This window comes from Agrococcus versicolor (assembly GCF_039531815.1).
In the GTDB taxonomy this organism is placed as follows: Bacteria; Actinomycetota; Actinomycetes; order Actinomycetales; family Microbacteriaceae; genus Agrococcus; species Agrococcus versicolor.
Window position 1 is genome coordinate 746,596 of the sequence record NZ_BAAAQT010000006.1, and the last position, 18,132, is coordinate 764,727.

The 18,132-nt window shown below is 73.4% G+C and carries 19 protein-coding genes; 15 read left to right on the plus strand and 4 right to left on the minus strand.

From position 1 onward, the window contains the following. Positions 1-57: 57 nt before the first annotated feature. Both ABD249_RS11915 and ABD249_RS11920 read left to right on the plus strand, forming a co-directional pair. Positions 58-609: a helix-hairpin-helix domain-containing protein gene (locus ABD249_RS11915; RefSeq protein ID WP_344343810.1), complete on the plus strand. Its 552-nt coding sequence runs from the start codon at positions 58-60 to the stop codon at positions 607-609. Between the two features lie 3 nt (positions 610-612). Then, on the plus strand, positions 613-2,799 hold the full coding sequence (locus ABD249_RS11920) for a ComEC/Rec2 family competence protein (protein WP_344343812.1): 2,187 nt from the start codon (positions 613-615) through the stop codon (positions 2,797-2,799). A gap of 16 nt (positions 2,800-2,815) precedes the next feature. Here the strand turns inward: ABD249_RS11920 and ABD249_RS11925 are convergent, their stop codons facing one another. Next, entirely contained in the window at positions 2,816-4,099 is a 1,284-nt protein-coding gene (locus ABD249_RS11925; RefSeq protein ID WP_344343814.1) for a Y-family DNA polymerase, read from the minus strand. Continuing rightward, complete coding sequence (locus ABD249_RS11930) at positions 4,092-4,502, minus strand: LexA family protein (protein WP_344343816.1); 411 nt, start codon at positions 4,500-4,502, stop codon at positions 4,092-4,094. Before ABD249_RS11930 ends, ABD249_RS11925 begins: the two co-directional genes overlap by 8 nt. A 131-nt stretch (positions 4,503-4,633) precedes the next feature. Here ABD249_RS11930 and holA point away from each other — a divergent pair, with 131 nt between their 5' ends. Then, entirely contained in the window at positions 4,634-5,599 is a 966-nt protein-coding gene (gene holA, locus ABD249_RS11935; protein WP_344343818.1) for a DNA polymerase III subunit delta, read from the plus strand. 11 nt (positions 5,600-5,610) lie between these two features. Further along, entirely contained in the window at positions 5,611-5,742 is a 132-nt protein-coding gene (locus tag ABD249_RS11940; protein WP_344343820.1) for a hypothetical protein, read from the plus strand. 91 nt (positions 5,743-5,833) lie between these two features. On the opposite strand, the gene rpsT is transcribed toward ABD249_RS11940, so the two are convergent. Further along, on the minus strand, positions 5,834-6,094 hold the full coding sequence (gene rpsT, locus ABD249_RS11945) for a 30S ribosomal protein S20 (RefSeq protein WP_344343822.1): 261 nt from the start codon (positions 6,092-6,094) through the stop codon (positions 5,834-5,836). Positions 6,095-6,379: 285 nt separating this feature from the next. Between rpsT and lepA the strand changes: the two genes are divergently transcribed. From lepA to hemW, 3 genes are all read left to right on the plus strand, one after another. After that, positions 6,380-8,221, plus strand: coding sequence for a translation elongation factor 4 (gene lepA / locus ABD249_RS11950; RefSeq protein WP_344343824.1), 1,842 nt, complete (start codon positions 6,380-6,382; stop codon positions 8,219-8,221). 115 nt (positions 8,222-8,336) lie between these two features. Next, on the plus strand, positions 8,337-8,972 hold the full coding sequence (locus ABD249_RS11955) for a DUF1990 domain-containing protein (protein WP_344343826.1): 636 nt from the start codon (positions 8,337-8,339) through the stop codon (positions 8,970-8,972). 22 nt (positions 8,973-8,994) lie between these two features. Continuing rightward, on the plus strand, positions 8,995-10,233 hold the full coding sequence (gene hemW, locus ABD249_RS11960) for a radical SAM family heme chaperone HemW (RefSeq protein ID WP_344343951.1): 1,239 nt from the start codon (positions 8,995-8,997) through the stop codon (positions 10,231-10,233). Positions 10,234-10,242: 9 nt separating this feature from the next. Here the strand turns inward: hemW and ABD249_RS11965 are convergent, their stop codons facing one another. Next, a complete protein-coding gene (locus ABD249_RS11965) occupies positions 10,243-10,968 on the minus strand; it encodes a DUF4870 domain-containing protein (protein ID WP_344343828.1) in 726 nt (241 codons plus the stop codon). A gap of 127 nt (positions 10,969-11,095) precedes the next feature. On the opposite strand from ABD249_RS11965, the gene hrcA reads away from it, so the two are divergent. Genes hrcA through era form a run of 8 tightly spaced genes read left to right on the plus strand, consistent with a single transcriptional unit; the run spans position 11,096 to position 17,890 of the window. Further along, on the plus strand, positions 11,096-12,121 hold the full coding sequence (gene hrcA / locus ABD249_RS11970) for a heat-inducible transcriptional repressor HrcA (RefSeq protein WP_344343830.1): 1,026 nt from the start codon (positions 11,096-11,098) through the stop codon (positions 12,119-12,121). Then, entirely contained in the window at positions 12,118-13,206 is a 1,089-nt protein-coding gene (locus tag ABD249_RS11975) for a DnaJ C-terminal domain-containing protein (RefSeq protein ID WP_344343832.1), read from the plus strand. Before hrcA ends, ABD249_RS11975 begins: the two co-directional genes overlap by 4 nt. Next, a complete protein-coding gene (locus ABD249_RS11980; RefSeq protein ID WP_344343834.1) occupies positions 13,206-13,916 on the plus strand; it encodes a 16S rRNA (uracil(1498)-N(3))-methyltransferase in 711 nt (236 codons plus the stop codon). The genes ABD249_RS11975 and ABD249_RS11980 overlap by 1 nt, the downstream gene beginning before the upstream one ends. Positions 13,917-13,936: 20 nt before the next feature. Next, the gene (locus tag ABD249_RS11985) at positions 13,937-14,284 is read left to right on the plus strand and encodes an HIT domain-containing protein (protein ID WP_344343836.1); all 348 of its coding nucleotides are present in this window, start codon (positions 13,937-13,939) and stop codon (positions 14,282-14,284) included. Between the two features lie 34 nt (positions 14,285-14,318). Next, on the plus strand, positions 14,319-15,296 hold the full coding sequence (locus tag ABD249_RS11990; RefSeq protein WP_344343952.1) for a PhoH family protein: 978 nt from the start codon (positions 14,319-14,321) through the stop codon (positions 15,294-15,296). Beyond that, complete coding sequence (gene ybeY / locus ABD249_RS11995; protein WP_344343838.1) at positions 15,293-15,748, plus strand: rRNA maturation RNase YbeY; 456 nt, start codon at positions 15,293-15,295, stop codon at positions 15,746-15,748. The genes ABD249_RS11990 and ybeY overlap by 4 nt, the downstream gene beginning before the upstream one ends. Continuing rightward, positions 15,741-17,006, plus strand: a complete 1,266-nt coding sequence (locus ABD249_RS12000; RefSeq protein WP_344343840.1) for a hemolysin family protein — start codon at positions 15,741-15,743, stop codon at positions 17,004-17,006. Before ybeY ends, ABD249_RS12000 begins: the two co-directional genes overlap by 8 nt. After that, entirely contained in the window at positions 17,003-17,890 is an 888-nt protein-coding gene (gene era / locus ABD249_RS12005; protein ID WP_344343842.1) for a GTPase Era, read from the plus strand. Before ABD249_RS12000 ends, era begins: the two co-directional genes overlap by 4 nt. The last annotated feature ends 242 nt before the right edge of the window (positions 17,891-18,132 follow it).

Sequence of the window (18,132 nt, forward strand, 5' to 3'; positions counted from 1 at the left end):
CACACGGCCCGCGGGTGCGCGCGCGCCAGGCTCGCCGCCCGCCTAGCGTCGCCCGACATGGAGCATGGGCTGCGGTGGCGCATCGGGGTCGGTGCGGCCGCGGTGCTCGTGGGCGGCGCGGTCGTGGGCGCCGTCGTGACGCAGGCGGCGGTGCCGCAGGTCACGCAAGCGGTCGTCGCCGACGTCGCGGAGGCGTCGGCGGCGACGATCCTCGTGGACGTGCAGGGCGCCGTGGCGCGCCCGGGCGTCGTCGTGCTCGCCGACGGCGCGCGCGTCCTCGACGCCATCGCCCGCGCGGGCGGCACGACGCCCGAGGCCGACGCGTCGTCCCTCAACCTCGCCCAGCCGCTCGTCGACGGGGCGCAGGTGAGCGTGCCCGCGGCGGGGGAGGCGACGCCGGGCGCGATCGACGCCGCGGGGCTCGTGAGCCTCAACGCGGCGACGGTCGACGAGCTCGACACGCTGCCGCGCATCGGTCCGACCCTCGCCGGCGCCATCGTGGCGCACCGCGACGAGCACGGCCCCTTCGCCGCGATCGCCGACCTCGACGCCGTGCCGGGCATCGGGCCGGCGCTGCTCGCCCACCTCGAGCCGCTCGTGACGCTCTAGGTCGTGGCGGCAGGCTCGCGCGTCGTCGACGCCCGGCTCGTCGTGCCCGCTGCGATGGCCTGGGGAGCGATGGCGCTGTGGTGGGGCGGGGAGTCGCAGCGCGTCGTCGCCGTCGCGGCGTTCGCGGTCGCAGCGTCGTGCCTCGTCGTGGCGCACCGCGTGCCCGCCGTCCGCGCGATGGCCGCGCTCCTCGCGGTCGGGGCGGGTCTCGCCGGACTCCTGCTCAGCCCCGCGGCCGTCTCGCACGATCTCGCCGACTGCGCGCGCATGACGCTCGAGCTCGGCGCCCACGCCGCGCCGATGCCCGCACGCGTCGTCGATGCGCGCTGCGGCGACGAGCGCGTCGCCGACGTGCGCGTCGGCGTCGTGTCGCTCGAGGGCGACGGCGTGGCGCTCGGCGACGTCGTGCGGGCGACGTGCGAGGCGTGGCCGGGCGACGCGGGGCCTGCGGACGCCTGGCGCCTGGCGTGCACCGAGGTCGAGCGCGTCGACCGCGCGTGGTGGGCCGGCTGGTCCGCGAGCGTGCGCGAGGGGCTGCGGTCGGCGACGGCGCACCTGCCGGGCGACGGCGGAGCGCTGCTGCCCGGCCTCGCGATCGGCGACACGTCGCTCGTCTCGCCGGCGCTCGAGGCGGCGATGCTGCAGGCGGGGCTCACGCACCTCACGGCCGTCTCGGGGGCGAACTGCGCCATCGTCGTCGCGCTCGCGCTCGGGGGCGCGACGGCCGTCGGGATGCGTCGCGGCGCGCGCGTCGTCGTCGCGGGGCTCGCGCTCGTCGGCTTCGTCGTGCTCGTCGGGCCCGAGCCGAGCGTGGTGCGCGCGTCGATCATGGCGGCGCTCGCCCTCGTCGCGCTGCATCGCGGCGTGCGGCGCGTCGGTCTCGCGCTGCTCGCGCTCGCCGTGCTCGTCGCGCTCGTCGTCGATCCATCGCTCGCGCGCTCAGCCGGCCTCGCCCTCTCCGTGCTCGCGACCGCAGGGCTGCTCGTGCACGCCCAGCCGCTCGCCCACGTGCTCGCTCGGTGGATGCCGAGGCCGCTCGCCGTCGCGATCGGCGTGCCGCTCGCGGCGCAGCTGTGGTGCCTGCCCGTGCTCGTCGTGCTCGATCCACGCCTCGCGCTCGTCGCCGTGCCCGCGAACGTGCTGGCGGCGCCCGCGGCTCCGATCGCGACGATCCTCGGCCTCGTGGTGTGCGCGGTCGCCGTCGTCGCGGCACCGCTCGCCGCCGCGCTCGCGTGGATCGCCTGGGTGCCGGCGGCGTGGATCGCGGCGCTCGCGCACGCGGCGACGCTCCTGCCGCTCGGGCCCCCGTGGCCGGCCGGATGGGCGGGCGTCGTCCTCGCGATCGCGGTCCTCGCCTGCGTCGCGACGGGCCTCGCGGCGGGGCGCGGGCTTCGGGGCGCCTTCGCCGCGACCTGCGTCGTCGTGCTCGCGACGGCGAGCGTGCAGGTGCCGCAGCTCGTCGTCCGCGCGACGCTGCCGGCGTGGACGGTGGCGCAGTGCGACGTGGGGCAGGGGGCTGCGACGCTCCTGCGCCTCGGGGACGCGACGGTGCTCGTGGACGTCGGGCGGGAGCCCGAGCCGCTCGCGGCGTGCCTGACGCTCCTCGGCGTCGATCGCATCGACGTGCTCGTGCTCACGCACTTCGACGCCGACCACGTGGGCGGCGTCGACGCCGTGGCCGGTCGCGTCGGGCTCGTCGTGCACGGCCCGCCGGACGCCGAGGCGCCGCCGCTGCTCGACGCCCTCGCCGCGAGTGGCGCGCGCCTCCACGAGGGACGAGCCGGCGAGGTGGTCGAGGCGGGCGGTGGTGCCATGACGCTGCTGTGGCCGGTGGGGGAGCCCGAGCCCGGCAACGACGCCAGCCTCGTCGTCGAGGCCCGCGACCCGGGTGGACGGCGCATCCTGGTGCTCGGCGACCTCGGCGCCGAGGCGCAGCGCGCGCTGCTCGCCGACGGCGTGCCGCACGCCGACGTGCTGGTCGTCGCGCACCACGGCTCCGCCGACCAGCATCTGCCGCTCTACGACGCCATCGACGCGGGCGTCGCCCTCGTGCCGGTGGGCCCGAACACGTACGGCCATCCCGCGCCGGGGCTCATGGACGAGCTCGAGCGCCGGGGGATGCAGGTGCTGCGCACCGACGAGCGGGGCACGATCGCGCTCGACGGCGAGGTCGCCTGGTCGCAGCGGTGAGGCGGCGCGAGCCCGGCTAGCGGGCGTGGACGACGGCGAGCTCGTCCCAGTGCGTCGTGGCGCGAGGCGAGACCATGTCGCGCCGCATCGTCCATGCGCGGCGGGCGCGCAGGCCGGCGAGCCCGAGCCCGACGCTCTGCTCGCCGAAGCGCTCGGCGATGTCGTCGACGACGGCGCTCGTGCCGGGCCGCTCGTCGCCCGCGGTGCCGAAGACGTCGAGGGTGGCGTGGGATGCGCGGTCGACGAGCTCGTGGAGCGAGACGCCCGCTCGGACGTAGCGGCGGCCGGGCTCGAGCTGCGGCCCGAGCGCGGCGACCGCGGCGCGGTGCAGGACGAGCGGGTCGTCGGTCGCCTCGGGGAACGCGACGGAGACTACGTGGCTCACGTGGCTGCCGGCGGCGAACGGCGACGTCGCCGCGAAGCACCGCATCGCGCGCGCCATCGAGCCCTGCGCCCGTGCGCGCGCAGCCGCGCGCTGCGTGTAGACCGAGAGCACCTCGGCGAGCTCGGCCGCGGTCGTGATCGGCACGGCGAAGGAGCGCGAGTGCTGGATCTGGTCGCGGCCCTCCTGGACGTCCTCGAGGGGGAGGCAGTCGATGCCGCGCAGCTCGTGCACGACGCGCTCCTGCACGACGCTGCAACGACGTCGGACGAGGGTGGCGTCGGCGGCGCGCAGGTCGGCGGCCGTGCCGATGCCGAGCGGCGCGAGCCGCCTCGCGGTGCGTCTGCCGATGCCCCAGACGTCGCCGACGTCGATCGAGGCGAGGATGGCCTCCTGGCGCGCGGCGGAGTAGGCGCCGAGATGGCAGACGCCGCCGAGTGCGGGGTTGGACTTCGAGCCGCGGTTGGCGAGCTTCGCGAGCGTCTTCGTGCTGGCGATGCCGACGCTCATCGGCAGCCCGACGAGCCGGCGGAGCTCTGCGCGGATGGCCTGCGCCTGCGCGATCGCGTCGTCGACGGTGCCCTCGAGCGCGATGAAGCTCTCGTCGATCGAGTAGACCTCCTGGCTCGCGGTGCGCCGCGAGAGGATCTCGGCGGCCCGCGCGGACATGTCGCCGTAGAGCTCGTAGTTGCTCGAGCGCGCGACGACGCCGAGCATGCGCGCGCGATCGGCGATGCGATGCCACGGCACGGCCATGTCGATCTCGAGCGCCTTCGCCTCGGCCGAGCGCGCCACGACGCAGCCGTCGTTGTTCGACAGCACCACGACGGGTCGGCCGACGAGGCTCGGATCGAAGACGCGCTCGCACGACACGTAGAAGTCGTTCGCGTCGACGATCGCGACGTGCCGCTCAGACACGGTGCAGGCACCGCGTCACGACGCCCCAGATCTCGAGGTCGTCGTGCGCGGCGACGGGGATCGTCGGGAAGCGCGGGTTCTCGGGCTGCAGTGCTGTGACGCCGCCGCGCTGCAGCAGCCGCTTGAGGGTGAGCTCGCCGTTCAGGACCGCGACGACGACGGATCCGTCGCGTGCGTCGAGCCCGCGGTCGACGAGCACCTCGTCGCCGTCGAAGATGCCGGCGCCGATCATCGAGTCGCCGCTCACGCGCAGCACGTACGTCGTGGTCGGGTCGCGCATGAGGTGGCGGTTGAGGTCGACGGGGCCGGAGTAGTAGTCCTGCGCGGGGGAGGGGAAGCCGGCGTGCACCACCCGCGGCGCGCGACGGAGCGCTCGCTCGCTCGCGCGCGACTGCTGGTGCACCTTCGGCCCTCGTTCGTGGATGGACGCTGCCGAGCGTAGGCGGCGCCACCGACACCGTCTCGGCGACGTCGGATGCTGGGCGCCCGCCGACGGCGTGCGCCGACGTCCGCGGTCGGCCGTACGCTGGAGCCATGCCGAGGCAGATGACGTGGGATGCCGCCGCCCCCGCACCCGTCGTGCTCGTCTCCGGCAAGGAGGAGTACCTCGCGCAGCGGGCGACGCAGCGCATCCGGGGCATCCTCGCCCACGAGGATCCGTCGCTCGAGATCTCCGACATCGAGGCCGACCAGTACGTGCCCGGCACGCTCATCCAGCTCGCGAGCCCCTCGCTGTTCGGCGAGCCGAGGCTCATCCGCGTCACGCGCGTCCAGGCGATGACCGACGCCTTCCTCGAGGAGTCGCTCGCCTACGTCGCCCAGCCCGTGCCGGACACGACGCTCGTGCTGCGCCACGACGGCTCGAGCGTGCGCGGCAAGCGCCTGCTCGACGCCGTGCGCAAGGCGCACGTCGAGGTGCCGTGCCTGCCGATCACGAAGGACGCCGACCGCATCGCGTTCGCGCGCGCCGAGATCCAGGCCGAGGGCCGCACCGTGACCCAGGGGGCGCTGCGCGCGCTCGCGGAGGCGTTCGCGAAGGACCTCGGCGAGCTCGCGTCGGCGTGCGGCCAGCTCGTGCAGGACACGCAGGGCGAGATCACCGACGACACGGTCCGCGAGTACTACGCGGGCCACGTCGAGACGACGGCGTTCGACGTCGCCGACGCCGTCGTCGTGGGCGACGCGGCGGGCGCGCTCGTGCGGCTGCGCCACGCGATCGCCTCGGGTGCCGATCCGGTACCCGTCGTCGCGGCGTTCGCCATGCGCTTCCGCCAGCTCGCGAAGGTGTCGACGACCATGGCCCCCGAGGGCCAGGCGGCGAAGGCGCTCGGCATGGCGCCGTGGCAGGTGCGCAACGCGCGCCGCGACCTGCAGCGCTACTCCGACGAGCGGCTCGGCCGGTCGATCGCCCTCATCGCCGAGACCGACCACGCCGTGAAGGGCGCGCAGCGCAGCCCGATGCACGCCCTCGAGCGCATGGTCCGCATCCTCGCGTCCTGACGGATGCCCGGGTGCAGGAGATCGCGGCGGTCACGAGCCGCTGGCGCGACGACGCGCTCCGGGCCGGCGTCCAGGAGGAGGCGATCGAGGCCCGGGCCGGCGCCTTCGAGGGCCCCAACCTCGAGCGCGCGCGCCCTCGCTGACCTGCGAGCGCACCGGCGTCGGCGCGTCCGCCTCGCGAACGACGAAGGGACGGGCCTCGCGGCCCGTCCCCTCATGCGATGCGGTGCTCGATCAGAGCGCGGCAGCCTGCTTCGCGAGCGACGACTTGCGGTTCGCGGCCTGGTTGGCGTGGATGACGCCCTTGCTCACGGCCTTGTCGAGCTTGCGCGAGGCCTGGTTGACGGCTGCGACGGCAGCGTCCTTGTCGCCGGCGGCGATCGCGGACTTCGCGGCGCGCACGTGCGTGCGGAGCTCGCTCTTGACGGCGCGGTTGCGCTGCGTCGCCTTCTCGTTGGTGAGGATGCGCTTGAGCTGCGACTTGATGTTCGCCATGGTGATTCCTTCGGTCGTGATTGCCTGTGGGGCTGGCGGTCTTCGGGGTGTGGGACCCACCCGACTCGTGGCCCCGGACACGCGATCGCGGAAGAGGGCGCGATGCATGGAAGCCAACGAAGGACGATACCAGGCTCGCCCATGCCGCGCCAACGCGGGGCGGACCGCGCCCCGGGCCGGCTCGCTCCGACGGACGACCCGGCGAGCGGCGGCGTCCACGCGTCCGCCTGCGACGCGCCATGAGAGGATGGAGGGTCCGTTCCCGCCGATGCATCCAGGAGCACCGTGCCCCGTTCGCCCCTCGCCCTCGAGCCCGCCTCGACCGCGCCCGAGCGGATCCGCAACTTCTGCATCATCGCGCACATCGACCACGGCAAGTCGACGCTCGCCGACCGCATGCTGCAGCTCACCGGCGTCGTCGACGCCCGAGCCATGCGGGCGCAGTACCTCGACCGCATGGACATCGAGCGCGAGCGCGGCATCACGATCAAGTCGCAGGCCGTGCGCATGCCGTGGGACCTCGACGGCGAGACGTTCGCGCTCAACATGATCGACACCCCGGGCCACGTGGACTTCACGTACGAGGTCTCGAGGTCGCTCGCCGCCTGCGAGGGCGCGATCCTGCTCGTCGACGCGGCGCAGGGCATCGAGGCGCAGACCCTCGCGAACCTGTACCTCGCGATGTCGAATGACCTCGAGATCATCCCGGTGCTCAACAAGATCGACCTGCCGGCCGCCGATCCCGAGAAGTATGCCGCCGAGATCGCGCGCCTCATCGGCGGCGACCCCGCCGACGTGCTGCGCGTCTCCGGCAAGACGGGCGAGGGCGTCGAGGCGCTGCTCGACCGCGTCGTGCGCACGGTGCCCGCGCCGAGCGGCGACGTCGACGCCCCCGCTCGCGCGATGATCTTCGACTCCGTCTACGACGCGTACCGCGGCGTCGTCACCTACGTGCGCATGATCGACGGCTCGCTGAGCCCGCGCGAGAAGGTCACGATGATGTCGACCGGCTCGACGCACGAGCTGCTCGAGATCGGCGTCTCGAGCCCCGAGCCGACGGCGTCGAAGGGCCTGTCGGTCGGCGAGGTCGGCTACCTCATCACGGGCGTGAAGGACGTGCGCCAGTCGAAGGTCGGCGACACGGTCACGACGGCGCGGAACGGCGCGACGGTCGCGCTGCAGGGCTACGCCGACCCGAAGCCCATGGTCTTCTCCGGCATGTACCCGATCGACGGCGGCGACTACCCCGACCTCCGCGAGGCGCTCGACAAGCTCAAGCTGTCCGATGCTGCGCTCGTGTACGAGCCCGAGACGTCGGTCGCCCTCGGCTTCGGCTTCCGCGTCGGGTTCCTCGGCCTGCTGCACCTCGAGATCATCGGCGAGCGACTCTCGCGCGAGTTCGGCCTCGACCTCATCGCCACCGCGCCGAGCGTCATCTACGAGGTGCGCACGGAGTCGAAGGACGCCGTGATCGTCACGAACCCGTCGGAGTTCCCCGAGGGCAAGATCGACTCGGTCGTCGAGCCGGTCGTCAACGCGACGGTGCTCGCACCCAAGGACTACGTCGGCACGATCATGGAGCTGTGCCAGACGCGCCGCGGCACGCTGCAGGGCATGGAGTACCTCTCGGAGGACCGCGTCGAGCTGCGCTACCGCCTGCCGCTCGGCGAGATCGTCTTCGACTTCTTCGACCAGCTGAAGTCGCGCACGCAGGGCTACGCCTCGCTCGACTACGAGGTCGACGGCACGCAGGAGGCCGACCTCGTCAAGGTCGACATCCTCCTGCAGGGCGAGCAGGTCGACGCGTTCAGCGCGATCGTGCATCGCGAGAAGGCGTACGCGTACGGCACGCTCATGGCGGGCAAGCTGCGCGAGCTCATCCCGCGCCAGCAGTTCGAGGTGCCGATCCAGGCAGCGATCGGCGCCCGCATCATCGCCCGCGAGACGATCCGCGCGATCCGCAAGGACGTGCTGGCGAAGTGCTACGGCGGCGACATCACCCGCAAGCGCAAGCTCCTCGAGAAGCAGAAGGAGGGCAAGAAGCGCATGAAGATGGTCGGTCGCGTCGAGGTCCCCCAGGAGGCGTTCATCGCCGCGCTCTCGACGGGCGAGCGCAAGGAGTCGTAGCCGCCCGAGGCGCACCGCCTCCGCCCGTCGCCGCGACGGGCCCGCGCAGGGGACGCGCTATCCTCGCTGAGGCCGCCCGAGGGTCGCCGCCATGAGCACACGTCAGGAGAGGCCCGTGCAGGATCTGGCAAGCCGTTCCGCGAACTACGGCATCATCGGCGCCACGGCGCACTTCGACTTCGACCGCTTCCCGCCGAAGGGCTTCGAGCTCGTCTCGCGCCGCGCGCGCATCGGCCACGGCCGTGCCCGCTACGACGCGGCGGTCGCCGCGCTGCGCACGTGGCGCGTGCAGCGTCTCAGCGGCGTCGAGGTCGACGTGCAGCCCACGACCGACCGCGCGACGTACCGGCCCGTCGGCTTCGACGGGCAGGATCCGGCCCGTGCGGCCTCGACCGAGGCGCCGCAGGTCTTCGCGGCCGACGGCGAGCCGTTCCTGCAGCCCGGCGACTCGGCGATGCAGCGCATCCGCATCGGCCTGCTGCAGATCCACGCCCCCGTGCGCGTCATCGCGGTCGAGGACGAGGCGACGACGCACGCCGTGATCTTCGGCACCCTCGACGGCCACCCCGAGGCGGGGGAGGAGCGCATGCTCGTCGAGCTCGCCGAGGACGAGTCGGTCTACTTCCACCTGCGGGTGCTCTCGCGCCCCGCCGCATGGTGGGCTCGGCTCGGCGGCCCCGTCACGCTGCGCATCCAGCGCCGCTACCACGCCCGCTACCTCGACGCCCTGCGCCGCATCCACGTCGAGTGACCGTGCTCGAGCAGGGCGGGCGCTGATGGGCGCGCTGCCCGACGGCGACGCCGCACCCGGCGACGGCCTCCTGCCCGCCTCCGCGGCGAGCGGCGGGGCCGACCGCGCCTTCGGCGTGTACCTGCACGTGCCGTTCTGCCGCGTGCGCTGCGGCTACTGCGACTTCAACACCTACACGTCGACCGAGCTGCGCGGTGCGCGGCAGGACGACTACGCCGACCAGGCGATCGCGGAGATCGCGCTCGCCGGCCGCGTGCTCGACGCGCTCGCCGAGCACGACCCGGCCGTGCGCCGTCCCGTGTCGACCGTGTTCGTCGGCGGCGGCACCCCCACGCTGCTGCCGCCCGGCGACCTCGCGCGCATGCTCGACGCCGTGCGCGAGACGTGGCACCTCGCCGACGACGCCGAGGTCACGACCGAGGCGAATCCCGACTCGGTCGACGCCGCCGACCTGCGCACGCTCGCGAGCGCGGGCTTCACGCGCGTGAGCGTCGGCATGCAGTCGGTCGTGCCGCACGTGCTGCGCACCCTCGATCGCACGCACGATCCCGAGCGCGTGCCGCAGGTCGTCGCCTGGGCGAGGGATGCGGGGCTCGACGCGAGCGTCGACCTCATCTACGGCACGCCCGGCGAGTCGCTCGCCGACTGGCAGCGCTCGCTCGACGCCGCGCTGTCGTACGACGTCGACCACCTGTCCGCCTATGCGCTCATCGTCGAGGACGGCACGGCGCTCGCGCGCCAGATCCGCCGCGGCGAGGTGGCGCCCGTCGACGACGACCTGCACGCGGCGATGTACGAGGCGGCCGACGCGACGCTCGCGGCCGCCGGCTACGACTGGTACGAGGTGTCGAACTGGGCGCGCGGCGGCGCCGTGTCGCGGCACAACCTCTCGTACTGGCACGGCGAGGACTGGTGGGGCGTCGGACCGGGCGCGCACAGCCACGTCGGCGGCGTGCGCTGGTGGAACGTCAAGCACCCCGCGGCGTACGCCCAGCGGCTCGCCGGTGGCGAGTCGCCCGCGCTCGCGCGCGAGGTGCTCGACGACGAGACGCGGCGCGTCGAGCGCGTCCTGCTCGAGACGCGCATCCGCGCCGGCCTGCCCATGGACGTGCTCGACGCCGACGGCGTCGCGGCGGTGCCGCAGCTGCTGGCGGACGGGCTGCTGGACGAGGAGGCCGCCCTGCGCGGCCGGATCGCTCCGAGCCTCGCAGGGCGGCTGCTGGCCGACGTCGTGGTGCGTCGGCTCACGTCGTCGACGTGACCGTCGGCGCTACTTGACGATGCGCCAGTTGAACGGGTAGCGGTACGAGCCGCCCGCGTTGACGCGCACGCCGCCGACGATGCCGAAGATGATGCCGAGCAGCGGGGCTGCCGCGACCGCGAGGTAGAGGATGCTCGCGATGCCGAACGTGATGACGGTGAGGATGCCGACGACGATCGATCCTCCGACCGAGATGATCGTCATGAGGATCTGGAAGTTCAGCGCCTCCTTCGACTCCTGCCGGACGAACGCGCTGCGGTCCTTGTACATCAGGTAGACGATGAGCGGGCCGAGCCAGCCGAGGCCGATGACCCATGCGATGCCGCCGAGGTGGCCGAACATCGCCCACTGCTTCTCGTCCTGCGGCGACATGGGCGCGCCGGCGGCGTACTGCGGCTGACCGGGGGCGCCGTACTGCGGCGCGCCGTAGGGCTGCTGACCGGGTGCGCCGTACGGAGCCTGCTGGCCGGGTGCGCCGTACGGCGGCTGCTGGCCGGGTGCGCCGTAGGGCGGCTGGCCGGGAGCCTGCTGGCCGGGAGCTCCGAAGGGCTGCTGCGGCGGGACCTGCTGCCCGGGTGCGCCGGAGGAGGGGGCGCCGGGCGCGGGGCTCGAGAAGGGCTGCGCGGGCTCGCCGGCGGCCGGTGCCGTCTGGTGCGCGCCGCCCTGCGGGGGCGCACCGAACTGCGGAGCCTGCGGCTCGTCCGGCGCCGCGGCGGGGCCGTTGGGGTCGGTCATGTCGAACCTCTCGATCAAGGTGCCGGGTGCGGCTGGGTCCATCATGGTCGCGCGAGGCTGGGAACGCACCCACCGATCGCGGTACGATTGGCACTCAGGAACGGCGAGTGCCAGACGAGGGGGGACGATGGTCACGGATCGCGGACTCCAGGTGCTGCGTGCGATCGTGCAGGACTACGTCGCCTCGAGCGAGCCGGTCGGCTCGAAGACCATCGTCGAGCGCCACTCGTTCGGCGTGAGCGCCGCGACGATCCGCGGCGACATGGCGATGCTCGAGGAGGCCGAGCTCATCGTCGCGCCGCACACGTCCTCCGGCCGCATCCCCACCGACAAGGGCTACCGCGTCTACGTCGACCGGCTGCAGGGCATGCAGCCGCTGTCCCCCGCGCAGCGCCAGGCCATCGCGCGCTTCCTCGACGAGGCCGACGACCTCGACGACGTCATGGCGCGCTCGGTGCGCCTGCTGTCGCAGCTCACGAACCAGGTCGCGCTCGCGCAGTACCCGTCGGTCGCGAAGGCGCGCGTGCGCCGCGTCGAGGTCGTGCAGCTCGCGGCGTCGCGCCTGCTCCTCGTCGTCATCCTCGACTCGGGCCGCGTCGAGCAGCGCATGGTCGACGCGGGGCAGCAGGTCGAGGGCGACGCGGCGCAGGCGATCGGCCGCGCGCTCGACGTCGCGGTCGCCGGCAAGCCCACGACCGACGCGGAGGAGTCCCTCGTCGCCGTCGTCGAGGGTGCCGACCCCGCGGTCGCCACCGCGACCGCCAGGGTCGTCGTCGCGCTCGGCGAGGCGCTCGCGCCCACCGCGGGCGACCGGCTCGTCATCGCAGGCGCCTCGCACCTCGTGCGCGGCCGTCACGACCTCTCCGGCTCCGTCACGCTCGTGCTCGAGGCGATCGAGGAGCAGGTCACGCTCCTTCGCCTCTTCGGCGAGATGGATGCCGAGGCGTCCGCCGTCGCGACCCGCATCGGGCGCGAGATGGCGGACGGGCTCGAGCAGACGTCGATCGTGACGGGCGCCTACGGCGCCGGCGGCCACGAGGCCGGTCGCGTCGGCGTGCTCGGACCGACCCGCATGGACTACGCATCGAACATGGCAGCCGTCCGCGCAGTGGCGCGGTACCTCACGCGGCTGCTCGACGACGAGGAGCGATGAGCGATCACTACGAGGTCCTGGGCGTGCCCCGCGAGGCCAGCCAGGACGACATCAAGCGTGCCTACCGCAAGCTCGCGCGGCAGCTGCACCCCGACGTGAACCCGTCGAGCGACGCGGCCGAGCGCTTCAAGGACGTGACGCACGCCTACGACGTGCTGTCGGATGCGCAGTCGCGCGCCGACTACGACCGCGGGCCGCAGACGGCGGGCTTCGGGCTCGGCGACATCTTCGAGCAGTTCTTCAACGGCGGCGGCGGCCGCCAGCAGGGCCCCAGGCCGCGCCGGCGGCCCGGCCAGGACTCGCTGCTGCGCATCGACCTCGACCTGCACGACGTCGTCTTCGGCGTGCACCGCGACCTGCGCGTGCAGACCGCCGTGCTGTGCGAGACGTGCGAGGGCCGCTGCGCGGCACCGGGCACGCGCGAGGAGACGTGCGACATCTGCCAGGGCTCCGGGCACGTGCAGCGCCAGGTGCGCTCGCTGCTCGGCAACGTCGTCACGAGCCAGCCGTGCGGCTCGTGCCAAGGCCACGGCACCGTCATCCCCTACCCGTGCCCGACGTGCGCCGGCCACGGCCGCGTCCGCGCCGAGCGCACGATCCCCGTCGACATCCCCGCGGGCGTCGACACGGGCCTGCGCATCCAGCTGCCCGGCCAGGGCGAGGTCGGCGAGGCCGGCGGCGACCCCGGCACGCTCTTCCTCGAGGTGCACGTCACGCACCACGACGTCTTCAGCCGCGACGGCGACGACCTGCTCGGCACCGTCGAGGTCTCGATGGTCGACGCCGCGCTCGGTGCCCACGCGACGATCGAGTCGATCGACGGCCCGGTGACGATCGACATCGAGGCCGGCACGCAGAGCGCCGACGTCGTGACGGTCGCCGGACGCGGCGTGGGCAGGCTGCGCGGCGCGGGCCGCGGCGACCTGCGCCTCGGCGTGCAGGTCGTGACGCCCTCGCGCCTCGATCGCAAGTCGGTCGACCTGCTCGAGCAGCTGCGCGATCGCATGAAGCCGCCGGCGCCGCGCATGGCGCAGTTCCAGCAGGGCCTCTTCTCGAAGCTCCGGGATCGGTTCCTGCGGTTCTGATGGCGCACTGCTACTACGTCGAGGCGCTCGACGTCGCCGTGGGGGACCGCGTGGTGCTCGGCGCGGACGACGCCAGGCACGCCGCGACCGTCAGCCGCGCCCGCGTCGGCGAGCACGTGCTCGTCGCCGACGGACGCGGCACCGTCTGCGAGGCCGTCTTCGCCGAGGTGCGGCCCGAGGTCGCGCTCGAGGTGCGCGCCATCCGGCACGACCCCGTGCCGACGCCGCGGATCGGGCTCGCGCAGGCGCTCGCGAAGGGCGATCGCGCCGAGCTGGCGATCCAGGCGGCGACCGAGCTCGGCGTCGACGTCGTCGTGCCGTGGCAGGCGCAGCGCTCGATCGTGACGTGGCGCGGCGAACGGGCCGCGAAGTCCCTCGCCCGGTGGCGCACGATCGTGCGCGAGGCGGGCAAGCAGTCGCTGCGCGCCCACGTGCCCGAGGTCGTCGAGGCCATCGACACGCGGTCGCTCGCAGCCCTCGCCGATCGCTGGCGCCTCGTCGTGCTCGAGCCGACCGCGACCGCGTCGCTCGCGTCCCTCGAGCCGGACGGCCGCGACGTGCTGCTCGTCGTCGGGCCCGAGGGCGGCATCGCCCCCGACGAGCTCGACGCGCTCGGCGGCGAGCACGTGCGGATGGGACAGCACGTCGTGCGCACCTCGACGGCGGGGCCCGCGGCGATCGCGGCCCTCGCGTCGCGGTGGCGCTGGTGACCGCCGAGTACGCTGGAGCCATGGCAGAGCAGACCATCTTCGAGCGCATCGTCGCGCGTGAGATCCCCGCCGAGATCGTGCTCGAGGACGACGAGCTCATCGCGTTCACCGACATCGCCCCCAAGGCCGAGATGCACGTGCTCGTCGTGCCGAAGACCTCGGCCTACCGCGACGTCGTCGAGCTCGCCGCCGGCGACCCCGACCTCCTGGCCTCGATGGTGCGCGCCGCGCGCGCCATCGCGCTCGAACGTGCGGCCGGCGACTTCCGGCTCATCTTCAACTCCGGCGCCTCCGCCGGCCAGACCGTGTTCCACGTCCACGCCCACGTCCTCGCGGGCGCCGATCTCACCGAGGAGTCCCTTGCCTGACGGACATGCGGAGATCCAGGTCGACGGCATCCAGATGGTGCGGCTGCTCGGCCCCCAGGATCGCCTGCTGACCCGGCTCGAGCGCGAGTACCCCGACGTCACCGTCGCCGTGCGCGGCAACCAGGTCACGTTCGACGGCGACGCCGAGCAGGTCGACCAGGCCGAGCGGCTCGTGCGCGAGCTCGCCGACCTCGTCTCGCGCGGCGCCGACCTCGGCCAGACCGAGGTGGGCGAGGGCGCGCGCCTGCTGCGCGAGGACTCGCCCGTGACGCTCGCCGACGTCGCGGGCGACGCGATCCTCAGCACGGGTCGCAAGAGCATCCGCGCGAAGACCGAGGGTCAGCGCGCGTACGTCGACGCGATCGGCGAGCACACGATCGTCTTCGGCATCGGCCCCGCCGGCACCGGCAAGACGTACCTGGCGATGGCGAAGGCCGTGCAGGCGCTCCAGCGTCGCGAGGTGCAGCGCATCATCCTCACGCGCCCCGCCGTCGAGGCCGGCGAGCGCCTCGGCTTCCTGCCGGGCACGCTCACCGACAAGATCGACCCCTACCTGCGGCCGCTGTACGACGCGCTCAACGAGATGATGGATCCCGAGCTCGTGCCGAAGCTGCTCGCGACGGGCGTCGTCGAGGTCGCGCCGCTCGCCTACATGCGCGGTCGCACGCTCAACGACGCGTTCGTCGTGCTCGACGAGGCGCAGAACACGACGCCCGAGCAGATGAAGATGTTCCTGACGCGACTGGGCTTCGGCTCGCGCATGGTCGTCACGGGCGACATCACGCAGATCGACCTGCCCGAGGGCACGAGCGGCCTGCAGGTGGCGAGCCGCGTGCTCGGCGGCATCGACGACATCCACTTCGCGCAGCTCACGAGCGCCGACGTCGTGCGGCACACGCTCGTCGGCCGCATCGTCGACGCCTACACGGCGCACGAGGCGCGGATCATGGCGCAGGACGGCGGCACGCGCGAGCAGCGCCGCGAGCACCTGCAGCGCAAGGGCCGTCGATGAGCGTCGACGTGCTCAACGAGTCGGGCGTCGCCGTCGACGAGGCGCGCCTCGCCCGCCTGGTGGCCTTCGACCTCGAGGCGCTCTTCGTGCACGCCGAGGCGGAGGTGAGCATCGTGCTCGTCGACGAGGGCGCCATGGAGCAGCTGCACGTGCAGTGGATGGACGAGCCGGGCCCGACCGACGTGCTCTCCTTCCCCATGGACGAGCTGCGACCCGGCACGACCGAGCGGCCGACGCCCGCCGGGCTGCTCGGCGACATCGTGCTCTGCCCGCAGGTCGCCGAGGGGCAGGCCGTCGACGCGGGCCACCCGCTCATGGCCGAGCTCGAGCTCCTCACGACGCACGGCATGCTGCACCTGCTGGGGTTCGACCACGCCGATCCCACCGAGCGCGACGAGATGTTCGCGCTGCAGGACGAGCTGCTCGCCCGCTTCCGGGCCGCCGATGCTTGAGCTCGCGCTCTTCGCGATCGCCGCGGTGCTCGTCGTCGTCGGCGCCTGGCTCGCCGCGTGCGACGCGGCGCTCGGCGTCACGAGCACGCGCGACCTGCAGGAGATGGCGCAGGAGGGGCGACGCCGCGGCTCGCTGCAGAGCATCGCCCTCGACCTCACCGGTCACGTCATGGTCGTGCAGTTCGGCCGCATCCTCTTCGAGACCACGGCGGCGGTGCTGCTGACGATCGGCCTCACGCGCCTCCTCGACTGGTGGTGGGCGCTCGTCGTCGCCGTCGCGATCATGGCGGTGACCTCGTTCATCCTCGTGGGCACGAGCCCGCGCGCCGTCGGCAGGGCGCACTCGCGCACGCTGCTGCGCGCGAGCGCCAGCCCCATCCGCGCGCTGCGCGTGCTGTTCGGCCCGCTCGCGACGCTCGTCGTCACGGTCGGCGACCGCGTGACGCCGGGCAGGCAGCGCGAGACGGCGTTCACGAGCGAGGAGCAGCTGCTCTCGATGGTCGACGAGGCCACGACGCGCTCCGTCCTCGAGGAGGACGACCGCGAGCTCATCCACTCGATCTTCGACTTCAACCAGACCTTCGTGCGGGAGGTCATGGTCCCGCGCACCGACATGGTCGTCGTCGACGCCGACCTCACCGCCGAGGAGGCGCTGCGGCGCTTCCTCGAGTCGGGGCTCTCGCGCATGCCCGTCGCGGGCGACTCGCTCGACGAGATCGAGGGCATCCTCTACCTCCGCGACGTCGTGCGCAGCCGCACGATGCGGCCCGACGAGCACGAGACGGCGCGATCCCTCGCGCGCGTCGCGCTCTTCGTGCCCGAGTCGAAGAAGGCCGACGACACCCTCGCCCACATGCAGCTGCAGCGCGTGCACGTCGCGATGGTCGTCGACGAGTACGGCGGAATCGCAGGGCTCGTGACGCTCGAGGACCTCATCGAGGAGCTCATCGGCGACATCCACGACGAGCACGACCGCGCGGGCTCCGAGGCCGTCGCGCTCGGCGACGGCACCTACGTCATCTCGCCGAGGCTGCAGATCGACGAGCTCGGCGACCTGTTCGAGCTCCACCTCGACGACGACGACGTCGACTCGGTCGGCGGGCTCCTGCAGAAGGCCCTCGGCCGCATCGCCGAGGTCGGCGACGTGGTCGAGATCGACGGGCTGCGGCTCGCGGTCGAACGGATCGACGGCCGCGGCCGCGAGGCGGGCAGGGTGCGCGTCGAGCGGCTCGCGCCCGCGGAGGTGGAGGCGGAATGACCCATCGCAGTGGATTCGTGACGTTCGTCGGTCGACCGAACGCCGGCAAGTCGACGCTCATGAACGCGCTCGTCGGCGAGAAGGTCGCCATCACGTCGTCGAAGCCGCAGACGACGCGCCGCGCGATCCGCGGCATCGTGCACCGTCCCGACGCGCAGGTCGTCATCGTCGACACCCCCGGCATGCACAAGCCGCGCACGCTGCTCGGCAAGCGCCTCAACGCCGTCGTGCAGACGACCCTCGGCGACGTCGACGTCATCTGCCTCTGCGTCCCCGCGAACGAGCGCCTCGGCCCGGGCGATCGCTACATCGACCAGCAGCTCGAGGGCTTCCCCGACGCGCGGAAGGTCGCGCTCGTGACGAAGGTCGACGTCGCGTCGCGCGAGCGCGTCGCCGAGCAGCTGCTCGAGATCTCCGCGCTGCGCGACTGGGACGCCGTCATCCCGATCTCGTCGGTCGCCGGCACGCAGCTCGACGTCCTGCTCGACCGGCTCGCGGCGCTGCTGCCCGAGGCGCCGCCGCTGTACGACGCCGAGACGTCGACGGGGGAGCGGCTCGACGATCGCATCGCCGAGCTCATCCGCGAGGCGGCGCTCGAGGACGTGCGCGACGAGCTGCCGCACTCGATCATCGTCACGGTCGACGACATCGTCGCCCGCAAGGGCAGGGCCATCACCGACGTCTACGCGAACCTGTGGGTCGAGCGCGACAGCCAGAAGGGCATCGTCATCGGCCACGGCGGCGAGCGGCTGCGGCGCATCGGCAAGGATGCCCGCCTCGAGATCGAGGCGCTCATCGGCCAGCAGGTGCACCTCGACCTCCGCGTGAAGATCGCGAAGGAGTGGCAGGGCGACCCGAAGCTGCTCGGACGCTTCGGCCTCTAGCCGTCCTGCTCGGGCCGGATCTCGCGTCGAACGGCCCGCGGACACGGGCGACGCGTCCGTGGCGACCCCACAGACGACGATCCCTCGGGGAACCGTGAGGTTCGCTCACCCGGGCGCGCCGTCGTTCGCAGCATATCGGGGGACAGCGGGCGGTGGCGGAGATTCCTCGATGCCCACGGGATGCTCCTCGATCCTCACGAAGTCGAGGCCGACGGCGGCCGCCGCGGCAGAGGATCGACGGA